General features: G+C 63.2%; 10 protein-coding genes. 1 reads left to right on the top strand and 9 read right to left on the bottom strand.

Translation table 11 applies throughout. The features are described 5' to 3' along the window. Positions 1-3 precede the first annotated feature (3 nt). On the bottom strand, positions 4-456 hold the full coding sequence (locus BLW08_RS00905) for a nucleoside deaminase (protein WP_091322839.1): 453 nt from the start codon (positions 454-456) through the stop codon (positions 4-6). Positions 457-553: 97 nt separating this feature from the next. On the opposite strand from BLW08_RS00905, the gene BLW08_RS00900 reads away from it, so the two are divergent. Further along, a complete protein-coding gene (locus tag BLW08_RS00900) occupies positions 554-4,186 on the top strand; it encodes a TM0106 family RecB-like putative nuclease (RefSeq protein ID WP_091322838.1) in 3,633 nt (1,210 codons plus the stop codon). Here BLW08_RS00900 and BLW08_RS00895 read toward each other — a convergent pair. The 8 genes from BLW08_RS00895 to BLW08_RS00860 form a co-directional block, all read right to left on the bottom strand. Continuing rightward, a complete protein-coding gene (locus tag BLW08_RS00895) occupies positions 4,161-4,958 on the bottom strand; it encodes a triose-phosphate isomerase family protein (RefSeq protein ID WP_091322836.1) in 798 nt (265 codons plus the stop codon). The two genes, BLW08_RS00900 and BLW08_RS00895, sit on opposite strands and share 26 nt — an antisense overlap. Before the next feature lie 6 nt (positions 4,959-4,964). Then, on the bottom strand, positions 4,965-6,314 hold the full coding sequence (locus BLW08_RS00890; RefSeq protein ID WP_091322834.1) for an MFS transporter: 1,350 nt from the start codon (positions 6,312-6,314) through the stop codon (positions 4,965-4,967). A gap of 172 nt (positions 6,315-6,486) precedes the next feature. Beyond that, on the bottom strand, positions 6,487-7,251 hold the full coding sequence (locus BLW08_RS00885; RefSeq protein WP_091322832.1) for an SDR family NAD(P)-dependent oxidoreductase: 765 nt from the start codon (positions 7,249-7,251) through the stop codon (positions 6,487-6,489). 21 nt (positions 7,252-7,272) lie between these two features. Beyond that, the gene (locus BLW08_RS00880) at positions 7,273-8,253 is read right to left on the bottom strand and encodes a 3-hydroxyacyl-CoA dehydrogenase family protein (RefSeq protein ID WP_090820262.1); all 981 of its coding nucleotides are present in this window, start codon (positions 8,251-8,253) and stop codon (positions 7,273-7,275) included. Positions 8,254-8,255: 2 nt separating this feature from the next. Beyond that, entirely contained in the window at positions 8,256-8,738 is a 483-nt protein-coding gene (locus tag BLW08_RS00875; RefSeq protein ID WP_090820264.1) for a ribose-5-phosphate isomerase, read from the bottom strand. Next, entirely contained in the window at positions 8,735-10,507 is a 1,773-nt protein-coding gene (gene dhaL, locus BLW08_RS00870) for a dihydroxyacetone kinase subunit DhaL (protein ID WP_091322829.1), read from the bottom strand. Before dhaL ends, BLW08_RS00875 begins: the two co-directional genes overlap by 4 nt. Before the next feature lie 3 nt (positions 10,508-10,510). Continuing rightward, the gene (locus BLW08_RS00865) at positions 10,511-11,512 is read right to left on the bottom strand and encodes a sugar phosphate isomerase/epimerase family protein (RefSeq protein WP_091323287.1); all 1,002 of its coding nucleotides are present in this window, start codon (positions 11,510-11,512) and stop codon (positions 10,511-10,513) included. A 211-nt stretch (positions 11,513-11,723) separates the two neighbouring features. Continuing rightward, positions 11,724-12,422, bottom strand: a complete 699-nt coding sequence (locus BLW08_RS00860) for a GntR family transcriptional regulator (RefSeq protein ID WP_091322828.1) — start codon at positions 12,420-12,422, stop codon at positions 11,724-11,726. Positions 12,423-12,511: the final 89 nt, after the last annotated feature.

Genomic DNA, 12,511 nt, shown 5'->3' with positions numbered 1-12,511 from the left:
CCTTTACTCGGCGATGTCCTCGGCCCACAGTTCCGGGTGTTCGTCCTGGAAGGTCCGCATCATGTCCACGCAACGGGGGTCGTCCAGGACCACTACGTCAACGCCTCGTGACCGCAGGAGGTCAAACTCGCCCGGGAACGTCTCCGCCTCGCCCACCACCACCCGCGGGATCTTGAACTGAATGATGGTTCCGGTACACATGGCGCACGGCGCCAGGGTTGTGTAGAGCGTGGTGTCGCGGTAGCTTTTTTGCCGCCCGGCAGCCCTCAGCGCCGACATCTCGCCGTGGGCAATGGGGTCACCGTGCTGGACCCGCTCGTTGTGGCCGCTCGCGATGACCTCACCGCCGCGGGCCAAGGCGGCCCCAATGGGGATGCCGCCTTCGCTGAGGCTCTTTTGCGCGGCCTGGTATGCGGCTTCGAAAGCTGGATCTGCAATGCGGGCTGTTTCCGTCATGGGTGCAGTCTAAAGTGCCGGCGCCTTATATTGTCGGGGACCGCTGATAGCTTGGCTACAACGGTTTAGCCACGGCACGGAAGGCAGGTGGGTCGCGGTGTTCTTTCTCGATCCGGAGACAGCAGGAGCCCCGCAGGACCTTGTCTTCTCCGCCAGCGACCTCGTTATTGCTGCCACCTGCGAGTATCAACTGCTCCGGAAACTCGACGAAAAACTCGGCCGTACGCCAAAACCGGACTTCGCACCGGACGCCATGCTGGATCGCACAGCCGCCTTGGGCGATGTTCACGAGCATAAGGTTCTGGATGAATTTGTGGCCGACTTCGGGCCGTGGGATCCGGCGACGGGAAAAGGCGTTTACGACGTCGTCCCCGCCGCAGCGATGGACCGCGCCACCCTGTCGGGCAAGCATGCGGAATCCATCAACGCTTTGGGATCCGGTGCGGATGTCGTCTTCCAGGCAGCGTTCTTCGATGGACAGTTCCACGGCCGCTCCGACTTTCTGGTGAAACGCCCCGGCGGTCAGTACGCCGTCTTCGATACCAAGCTCGCCCGGCATGCCAAGGTCACGGCCCTGTTGCAGTTGGCGGCCTACGGAGATCAACTCATCCAGGCAGGGATCACACCGGACCCTACCGTCACCCTGGTCCTGGGCAACAGGGTCCTCAGCAACCATCCCCTCTCCCAGATCCTCCCTGTGTTCAGGGAACGCCGGGGGCGCTTCCTGGAGATGACGGCAGCGCATATTTCCGAAGCTTCGCCGATCGTTTGGGGCGATCCCCGCTACTCCGCGTGCGGCCGCTGCGATTACTGTGCTGAACAGGTCACGCTGCACCGGGACCTCCTCATGGTGGCCGGGATGCGCATCAGCCGCCGAAAGAAGCTGATGGAGGCCGGGATCACCACCATTGACCAACTGGCAGCTTCCCCAGCAGCAGGTGATCCAACGTCCCTGCGGCTTCGCGAGCAAGCCCGGCTGCAGACCGGAACGGGAACGCCTGACGGCACGGTGAAGTACACGGACAAATCCGGAGAAGCCAAGACCATCAGCTACAACGTTCTGCCGGACAACACCCTCGGCAGGCTGCCCGTGCCGGATCCGGGCGACATCTTTTTTGACTTTGAGGGCGACCCCCTGTGGCAGGACCCTGCCACCGGCACATGGGGGCTCGAGTACCTGTTCGGCGTCATCGAGAACCCCGTGGAACCGGGCGCCCACCCCGTATTCCGGCCCTTCTGGGCCCACTCCCGGGCTGAGGAAGGCCGGGCGTTCGTTGACTTCCTGGACTACGTGGACAAGCGCCGGGCACAGTATCCGGGCATGCACATTTACCACTACGCCGCCTATGAAAAGACGGCCTTGAGGAACTTGTCCCTGACGCATGTGGTGGGCGAAACCGCCGTCGACGACCTCCTGCGGCAAGGCGTTCTGGTGGACCTCTACGACACCGTCCGGCACAGTATCCGGGTCTCTGAGAACTCGTACAGCATCAAGAAGCTGGAACCCCTTTATATGGGACAGCACCTGCGTTCGGGCGAGGTCACCGACGCCGGCGCTTCCGTGGTTGCCTACGCGGACTTCTGCACTGCCCGGGATAACGGGGACGCCGGTGAAGCCGCTGTAATCCTGGAAGGCATCCGGGATTACAACGAGTACGACTGCCTGTCGACGCTGGAACTGCGTAACTGGCTCCTGGCCCGGGCAACAGAGCGCTCCATCGTTCCGGGCAGTGTGGCAGAGGACGTTGCCGCGTCGGAGGAACCGCAGCCCAAGTACGAGGCCGCGCCGGAAGAAACAGCGCTCCATGACTACCTGGCAGGGTTACCAGAGCAGGACCAGGCCTCGGCCGACGCCCGGGCTGTGGGAATTGTCGCGGCCGGTGTCGGGTACCACCGGCGCGAGGACAAGCAGCACTGGTGGGGTCACTTCGATCGTTTGGAAAAGCCGGTCTCACAGTGGGAGGACGGTCGCGACATCTTCACGGTGGAGCGTGCCGAGGTGCTCCAGGACTGGGCGAAACCCGGTCCGCGCAAGAATCCGGTTCGAATCTCCACGCTCATCGGCCGTTCCGGGGACGGCTCAGGATTGGAACCGGGCAAGAAGTATTTCCGTATGTTCGATTCCCCTCTGCCCCAGGCCTTGGCGGCCAAAGAGTCGTCCGTCCTGGGCCGCGCCGGTTGGAGCGGAACGGAGGTGGTGGAGGTTGGAGAGACGGACGACGCCGAGACGGTCACCATCTCCGAACGGCTCCCCCGCGGCGCCGCGGAATACAGCCAACTGCCGATGGCATTGACCCCTGACAGCCCCATTTCCACCGACGGCCAGCGGTCTGCTTTGGCTGCTTTGGCTACGAAGCTCAGCGCTGCACTACCTTCCTGGCCCCGGGATTGTGCCTTGGACTTGGTACGCCGGCAACCTCCGCAACTCCGCACGCTCCCGACCCTTCCAGCCGTCGGCGCCGGACCGGATGGCTACATTGATGCCATCACTGACGCTGTCATGGACTTGGACAGCTCCTACCTTGCCGTCCAGGGGCCTCCCGGCAGCGGCAAAACCTATGTCGGCTCACACGTCATCGCACGTCTGGTCACAGCTGGGTGGAAAGTGGGCGTCGTGGCGCAGTCCCATGCTGTGGTGGAGAACATGCTGTGCGCTGCGATTCAGAAGGCCGGCGTCGATCCTCAACGGGTAGCCAAAGAGGTCAAACACGACGACCCTGTGCCATGGACGCAGTGCGGCAAAGGCAACGTCGAAGAGCTCTTGTCCCAGCCCGGTGGAGCCCTGATCGGCGGCACCGCGTGGACCATGGTGGGCAGCTCGGTTCCCGCAGGATCCTTGGATCTCCTGGTCATCGATGAGGCCGGGCAGTTCTCATTGGCCAACACCATGGCAGTGAGCCGCGGTGCCCAGCGGCTGCTCCTCTTGGGTGATCCTCAGCAGCTACCCCAAGTCACGCAGGGAAAACACCCCGAACCCGTCGATGAGTCGGCACTCGGCTGGTTGTCCGCGGGATACAACACCCTGCCAGCTACGCTGGGATACTTCCTGGCGTCATCGTGGAGAATGCATCCGGATCTGTGCAGCGCGGTGTCAGCACTGTCCTATGACAACAGGCTCGAGGCAGCCCCGGCAGCGAAGGAACGCCATCTGGAAGGGGCCGCCCCGGGGATCTCCTGTGTCTATGTCCTGCACACCGGTAACTCCACCAACTCACCCGAGGAAGCCGCGGAGGTGGTTCACCAGGTCCAGGCCCACCTGGGTCTAGGGTGGCTGGATCCCTCCCAGCCCACTGATGCCCAGTCCCCTGATGCCCAGCGCACTGAAGGCCGGCCCACTGAAAGCCGGCCCCTTGAGGAAACCGACATCCTGGTTGTCGCCGCGTATAACGCGCAGGTCCAACTGATCAAGCACCACCTTCGTGCCGCTGGGCTTGGCCGGGTGCGTGTGGGTACCGTGGACAAGTTCCAAGGCCAGGAAGCGCCTGTGGTCATCGTGTCCATGGCAGCTTCCGCCGCAGGAGAAGTCCCACGCGGCATGGAGTTCCTGCTGTCCCGTAACCGCATCAACGTGGCGGTCTCGCGCGGGCAGTGGCGTGCCGTCGTCGTGCGTTCGCCCGAGCTGACCAACTATCTGCCGACGCATCCGGAAGGCCTGGAAAACCTGGGCGGCTTCGTGGCCCTCTGCCAGCGGAGTTTGTGTACAGCTAATGCCCTTGAGAAGCAGCTGTAGGGGCATCTGCTGTACAAAAACCCAGGGCTTCGTCCAGGACCCGTCCGAAGTTCGCGGCGTCATGGGCAAAGCGGCCCAGGAAAAGCCCGGACACCCCCTCCAGCTGCGGCAGCAGCCCAGGTTTGGCGGACCCCCCGTAGATGACGGGAATCCCGGCCACTCCGTGCGGTGCCAGCAATTCCCTCAACGCGGCCGCGACACCCGCAACATACCCCGCCGACGCCGGCTCCGGAGCACCGATCGCCCACACAGGTTCGTAGGCGATGACCAACCGATGGGCAACCGACCAGTCGCCCGATACAGCAGCCTTGATCTGCCGGAACACCGTATGGGCCGCAGCCTGGGGTTCGCTGTCTTCCCGCTCCCCCACGCACAGCAGCGGGGTCAGTCCGGCGTCGACGGCGGCACGGACCTTCAGCGCAATCATCGCCTCGTCTTCGCCGAAGTATCGACGCCGCTCGGCATGGCCGATCTCCACCAGCCCAACCCCGAGCTCCGCAAGCAAGGACGGTGAAACCTCGCCGGTCCACGGACCGTCTGCCCAGCTACAGTTCTGGGCGCCCACCATAAGCGGCGTGCCGTCCACCAACCGCGCGGCTTCGGGCAACACCGGGAACGACGGGATCACAAACGGGACCACCCGCCCGGCCGCGAGGGCCGGACGGGCGTCCACTTCCACCAGCAACTGCTCCAACCACGCCAACGACTCCGCGTAGCCCATGTACATCTTGGTACTGACCCCAACGAGCAGGGTGCCTGGAGCAGAAAGCATCACGGTTTACTTCCCCAGCAGTTCATCGGCCTTGTTGCTGAAGCGCTTGGTACCGAACATGAGCAGCGCCGCCACGAACGGCAGCACACCCAGCGCATAGACACCCATGGTTCCCGTGTCCGACGCCGTGACCTGATTGACCGTGGTGCGCAGGATCGGGGCAACGAATCCACCCAGGTTGCCCAGCGAGTTGATCAACCCGATTCCCGCAGCTGCGGCAGTTCCGGTGAGGAACGCCGTCGGGTATGACCAGCAAATGGGACCTGTGGACAGGAAGCTGCACACCGCCAGGGTGATGAAGATGATGCCGAGCGCCGGCAACTGGTTGGCGCCCGCCCAAGCGGAGCCGAAGATGCAGAGGCCTGTGGAGATGAACAGAGCCGTTCCCCAACGGCGGCGGCGAGCCACGGTGTTCGCGGCCTTGCCAATGAAGTAACAGGCGAAGATGCCGAAGAACCACGGGATGGCTGCCAGGAGTCCGACGGCGATGCCCACCTTTTGGCCGGTCAGCTGCGCCACCTGCTGCGGCAAGTAGAACGTCACTCCGTAGACCGCTACCTGCAGGCAGAAGTAGATGACCGTGAAATACCAGACCCGGCCGTTGCGCATGGACGCCAGGACACCGCGGGGACCGGTCTCTTCCTTCACAGTGTCTTCCAACGCCATGACGTCGGACAGCGCAGTCTTTTCTTCCTTGGTCAGGAACTTGGCGTCCTGGGGGCTGTTGATGAGGAAGAAGTAGGCTGCCACACCGGCCAGGACGGCGAGCATGCCTTCGACGAAGAACATCACCTGCCAGCCTGCGACGCCGGGAACCTGGTCCCCGATATTGATGAGCCAACCGGACAGCGGCGCACCCATCATCTGGGAGAACGGCTGGGCCAGGTAGAAGATGGCGAACATCTTCACGCGGACCTTGTTGGGGAACCAGGCCGCAAGGAACATGATGACGCCGGGGAAGAGACCGGCTTCGGTCACACCCAGCAGGAACCGCAGGATGATGAACGACGTCTCACCCTGAACGAAAGCGAAGCACGCCGACACGATGCCCCAGGTAATGGCGATGCGGGCGAGCCACACCTTGGCGCCGAATTTGGTGAGCAGCAAGTTGCTGGGGATCTCGAACAGTGCGTAGCCGATGAAGAAGATACCGGCGCCCAAGGCGTAGGCTCCGGCGGTGATGCCTTTGTCCACTTCCAGCGCTGCTTCAGCGAAGCCAACGTTGGTGCGGTCCAGGAAGGCCACCACGTACAGGATGACGAGCATCGGCATAAGCCGCCGTGATGCTTTGGAAATTGCCGATTTGAGGACCGGCGTATCCAGCAACTCCTTAGTGGAATTGGTGGCAACAGACATTGAAACTCCTCTTTGAGTGACAGGAAATGACTAATGCAGTGCGATCAGCCGCGGTCTCCGCGGAAAGAATCAGCGCGGGAAGAAGATGAGCACCATGCCCACTGCGCAGGCGAGGATGCCCACGGCAAGGTAAATCTTGCGTTCTCGTGTCCAGGTCTTCATGAACAAGCGCCTAGTGCATGTACAGTCCGCCATCCACATTCAGCGTCTGGCCGGAGATGTATCCGGAGTCCTCGCTGATGAGGAAGGCGATGGCGGCTGCGATGTCACGGGTGGAACCCACCCGGTTCACCACAAGGTCCTTGGTGAGCTCATCCTTGCGTTCCTGGCTCAGCGTTCCGCCCATGATGTCGGTGTCGATGGGGCCGGGAGAGATGGCGTTGACGGTGATGTCGTACTCACCCAGCTCGCGGGCAGTTGCGCGGGTCAGTCCGATGACGCCGGCCTTGGCTACGGAGTAGGGAGTTTTGGAGAACGTACCTCCGCCGCGCTGCGCGGAAACGGAGGAGATGTTCACGATGCGGCCGATCCGGTTCTTGACCATGGATTCGGCCACACGCCGGGTGGCGTAGTGGACGCCGTTGAGGTTGATGTTCAGGACCCGGTCCCACTCTGCCGGTTCCAGTTTCAGGTAGCCGACGGGCGAGCTCACTCCGGCAACGTTGGCCAGTGCGACGATCTGCGGGAGTTCATTCTCGAGTTCGTCGATTGCGGCACGGACCTCGGCTTCGCTGGCGACGTTGGCGCCTACGCCGTGGGCCTGCACGCCGTATTCAGCGCTGATTTCCTTGGCTGCGATCTTGCAGGCGGCGTCATCAAGATCGATGATGCCGATGTTCCAGCCTTGGGCGGCCAGGTAGTTGACGGTGGCTCGGCCGATGCCTCGTTCGGATACGGCGCCGGTGACGATTGCGGTGCGTTCTGCGGGGAAAGTCATGTGGTTGTCTCCTGTGAAGAGTTAGTTGATGGGTGCCGGGCCGAGCTCTTCAATGAGCTTCTGCATGGCGACGTAGGCCTTGTTGCGGTAGGCGATGAGTTCCGGGGTGCGCTCGGCGGGGACGTTGAGGAAACCGGCGCCGGTCTTGGTGCCGAGCTTGCCTGCTTCCACCAGGTCCGAGAGGATCTTCGGCGTCGCGAATCGTTCCGGGAAGCCCGTTTGCAGCGACTTGTAGCAGAAGTTGTACACGTCCAAACCGGCCATATCCGCGATGGCGAACGGACCAAAGAAGGGCAAGCGGAAGCCGAACGTGGTACGCACCAGGGTGTCGACGTCGTCCGCTGTTGCGATGCCCTGCTCCACCAGCTGCGCTGCCTCGTGGAACAGCGCGTACTGCAGGCGGTTCAGCACGAAGCCGGTGACATCCTTGACCACGGCGGTCTGCTTGCCGGCCGCGTGCACCAACTCGCGCGACGCTGCCACAGTTGCGGCAGAGGTTTCAGCGTGAGGGATGATCTCGACGCCGGGAATGAACGGCGACGGGTTGGAAAAATGCACACCCAGGAAGCGTTCCGGATGGGTGACAGCTTCAGCGAGGGACGCGATGGAAATGGTGGACGTGTTGGAACCGATCACGGCATCCGGGCGGGCCGCCGCGCTGATCCGGGCAAGGCTCTGGTGCTTGATCTCCAAAACCTCCGGAACACATTCCTCGATGAAGTCCGCGTCCGCTACGGCTTCTTCGATGTCCTTTGCAGCCCACAGGTTCTGCTTGAGGATCTCGGTGGACCCCTCGGGGAAAAGCCCATCCGCGATGAACTGATCCGACTCCACCAGAAGGCGATCGTAGTTCTTCTGTGCCACTTCAGCGGACACATCCGCCAGCGCAACACGCGCTCCGCCAAGCGCCAGCACTTGCGCGATGCCGCCGCCCATGTAGCCGGAGCCGACGACGGCGATCTTCCGGGCTTGCGTGCTTTCGGTTGCTTCAGAAATGGTCATGATCAGACTGCCTTCGTATAGTCGGGCTCGTACGAGCAGATTGCGTCCACCTTGGCGGCGGAGGATGAGGTGTGGTCGAAGGTGTGGCCCAGCCACTCCCCTACGAGCTTCTTGGCCAGTTCCAAGCCAATCACCCGCTGGCCCAGTGTGAGGACCTGCGCGTTGTTGCTGAGCACAGACCGCTCCACGGAGTAGCTGTCGTGGGCGGTGACCGCGCGGATTCCAGGAACCTTGTTGGCTGCAATGGCCACTCCGAGTCCGGTTCCACAGATCAGGAGTGCCCTGTCCGCATCGCCTTCGGCCACCTTGCGGGCAGCATCGACGGCGACGTGCGGGTACGCGGTGGAGTCGTCCAAGCCAACGCCGACGTCGGTCACTGATGCCACGCGTGGGTCTGCCTCCAGCAACTCTTTCAAGGCGTTCTTGTACTCAACGCCGGCCTCGTCATTGCCGACGACGATGCGCCAACCTGGGGTGTTACTCATGCTTGGGCTCCGTTTCCGGCCGATGCCGCTGACATAGCGGAGGCCAGTTGTGAATCGATGACCAGTTGTGAATTGATGAACTGCGAAATCCTGGCGGTGATCAGACCAAAGGAGACTGCACCGGGATCGGGATGGCCGAGGCTCTTTTCCGCGAGGGGACGTGCCCGGCCTTTGAGGGGACGCAGATCCGCGGTCCTCGCGGCAGCGGACTCAGCTGCCGCAGCGGCAACTGCCAGCGCCCGGTCAACGGGAGCACCGGCGTCGAGCTCTGTCAGGAAGGTGTCCCGGAACGGCAGGAGCGCGTCCACCATGGTTTTGTCCCCGGGATCGGCTTTGCCCAGTTCGGTGATGGCGCGGACGAAGGCCTTCACCGCTGCGGCCGCGTCCTTCGAGGTGTAGGTATGGCGGTTGCCCAGCGACTGGCCGGCTGCGATGACAGCCGAACCCCACAGCGCTCCCGAGGTGCCACCGGCCTTCTCGCTCCAGGCCTCTCCCGCTGCCGCAAGGACACGGGACACCGATGAACCGGCTGCAGCCAGGCCGGCCGCCGCAGCAGCGTCGACGCCGCGCCGCATGCCGATGCCGTGATCGCCGTCGCCTGCGATCGCATCCAGCTTGCCGAGCTCCTCTTCGTGGTCAACGACGACGTCCCGGACCTGGGCGAGGATGGCCACGGCGTGCCGCCCGAGTTCAACGGCGGCCGGGGTGGGCTGTTCGACGTCGGCGATTTCGGCGTCGTCGATTGCTGCCTCAGCCCGAGGTGCGCGGGGCGACATACTGCCCTTGCGGAACGCCGGAGTGTCAGCAGGCGCAGCCCAAAACTGCTCCAGTTCCTCGTCCAACCACAGCAGGGTCAGGGACAGCCCGGACATGTCCAGGCTGGTCACCAGCTCGCCGCACTCGGGTTCAACCACGGTGAGCCCGGCTGCAGTGAGGAGCTTCTCCACCTTGCCGAACAGCAGGAAGAGTTCGTCGTACTTCACGGTGCCCAAGCCATTGATTATTGCGACCACACGGTCCCCTGCGTCTTCTGGCTTGTCGGCCAGAAGCTTGGAGACCAAGAGCTCCGCCAGTTCGGAAGCAGTGGGCATGGGGTGCTCGGAGATGCCGGGTTCGCCGTGGATTCCCAGGCCCAGCGACATCTGACCCGCCGGCACGTGGAAGAGCGGATCCTTGGCGCCGGGGAGCGTGCAACCGTCGAAGGCCACGCCCAGCGACCGCGTACGGTAGTTGGTCTTGATGGCCAAACGCTCGACGTCGTCAAGGTCCAGTCCCGCCTCGGCGGCGGCGCCCGCAACCTTGAAAACGGTGAGGTCCCCCGCAATGCCGCGGCGTTTCCCCAGCTGGTCGATCGGAGCACTGGCGATGTCATCCGTGACGGTGACGGTGCGGGTTTCTATGCCCTCAGCGTTCAGCCGGAGCTGGGCCTGGCCGAAGTGAAGGACGTCACCGGCGTAGTTGCCGTAACTGAGCAGGACACCGCCACCGGCGTTTGCTGCCTTGGCTACGCGGTACACCTGCCCGGCAGCCGGGGAGGCGAACATGTTGCCGCATGCCGAACCCGTGGCCAGGCCTGGACCCACCAGCCCGGCAAAGGCCGGGTAGTGTCCCGAACCACCGCCAACCACCAGGGCCACTTGTCCGGAAGGGACTTCAGTGGAGCGAACCACGCCACCATCCACGCGGGCAACGTAGCCGCGGTTGGCAGCAACGAAGCCATCCAGCGCGTCATCGGCAAAATCTGCCGGATTGTCGAAAATCTGGGTCATTTCCTAGACTCCTGCAAATTCAGCTGCGGGCTGCTGCCGTCCCTGCGCAACCTCGCTCTTGCCCAGCACGTAGCCGTCCGTCTTCGGGAGGACGTGCCGGCGAAGGTAGTCCTGGTTGCTGGCGGTGACGCTCAGGCCGTCGCCTCCGTAGTGCTCAGTGCAGAGGATGCCCTGGAAGCCCACGGACAGCGCGAGCTTGAAGGCTTCGCGGTAATTGATGAGTCCGCTTTCCATCGGTGCCGGCATGGTGATGTAGCTGTCGCGGGCCACGTCTTCGTCGCGGATGTAGTTCTTCATGTGCCAGTAGTTGGAGTACGGCAGCGTCTTCGCCACCATCTCGCGCCAGTCCTCAATGGGCCGGTGCAGGCGGATCAGGTTCCCCAGGTCCGGGTTGAGGCCCACGTTGTCCAAACCGATGTCCTGCACCAGTTGAACTGAGGAATCAGCAGTGCCGAGGTACGTGTCCTCATACATTTCCAGGGAAACGAGAATGCCGGCATCTGCCGCATGTTGGCCGAGTTCACGGAAGCGGGAGACGGCGTTGCCCCACGATTCCTTGTCCCCCACCGGGTCCTTATAACCTTCAACGGTCCAGAACCACAGCTGCTTCTGCTGCTCCGGGGTGATGGCCTGGTGCAGACCGAAGGACACCACTTCGCAGCCGAGCTCAGCTGCCGCGTCAAGGGTGCGGTGGCTGTAGGCGAGGTTGTCCGCCCAATCAGTGGCGTGAATGACGCTGCGGCGGATGGCCGAGATCACGGGCACGCCAATGCCTACTTCATCAGCGGTCTGCTTGAACTCGGTCAGACGGTCCTTGCTGAGGTCACCCGGGCGGACCCAGCTGTCGGTGAGATCCGCGTTGGCGAAACCTGCGTCCTTCACTTCCTGCAGAACAGACGCCCAAACGGAAGCATCGGCGTCGTTGATGTGCTGCCCCGCAGCATCGGTGCCGGGGAACTGCAGGAGGGCCGCGGTGATGGGCCAATTCTCGGCGGTGTACGCCATGATGATCACTCCTTCGTGGAATCCTGTTTCCTATAGGATTTACGAACCAAGCAAAGCTGTCAACCCTTTTCGCGAAACTTCCTAGATCCTATATGTCTTACATATGCATGTGAAGGGGGTCACTGGAAGTACAAAAACCCACCGGCATCGCCAGTGGGCCTTGATTTAGGTGGGTCCTGGGTTCAGGTGCGGCTCTGGTCCGAGGGGGGCCTTAGTCTCCGGGGGCGTCGGCCATCGCCCGGCCGCGCACCTTCTCCACGTGCTCGGTCATCATGTCCGCGGCCTTCTCCGGATCGCCGCCGGCCATGGCGTCGAGAACGGCCTGGTGCTCGGCAATCGCCTGCTCCGCGTCGGTGATACCCACTCCCCCGAACAACCGGAAACGCTGGATCTGGCCGCCGAGGGTGTTGTAGGCCGCCAGCAGGAACTGGTTGTTGGCCTGCGCGGCAATGAGTTGATGGAAACGTTCGTCGGCCTCGAGGTAGCTGCGATATTCGGCAAAGGTACCGCCCCTGGGCGCCGTCTTGAGATCTTCGACAGCCTGCTTCAGCGCGTCCAAGCCGTCAGGCGTCATGCGCGAACAAGCCAACCTGGCGTTGACGGGCTCAATGGAAAGGCGGGCTTCCATCAGCTCGGCGAAGTCTTCCCGGGTGAAGACGGGAGCTACCCGGTAGCCTTTCAACGCGACGCGCCGCACCATGCCAGTGTGCTCAAGCCGCGCCAACGCTTCCCGCACCGGAGTTGGCGAGACATCCAACTCCCGTGCCATTCCGTCAATGCTCACTGCGGCTCCAGGCTCCAACCGGCCGTCCATGAGCCACTCCAGCAGAGCCTCATAGACGTGGTCGGCCAGCACCTGGCGGCTGACAGGGAAGCCAGCGCGGGCAGCGGACGGGGAAGGAGCAGGCATGGCACAAATCCTATAGGAACGCAGGCGCGTGGTGGGGTAAGCGCCCTTGTCACATTCCCCAACTAGCTCGCATTAGTGGTTGTTATCAG

Source organism: Arthrobacter sp. cf158 (assembly GCF_900106835.1).
Taxonomy (GTDB): Bacteria; Actinomycetota; Actinomycetes; order Actinomycetales; family Micrococcaceae; genus Arthrobacter.
This window is presented reverse-complemented; position numbering and strand designations above follow the sequence as displayed.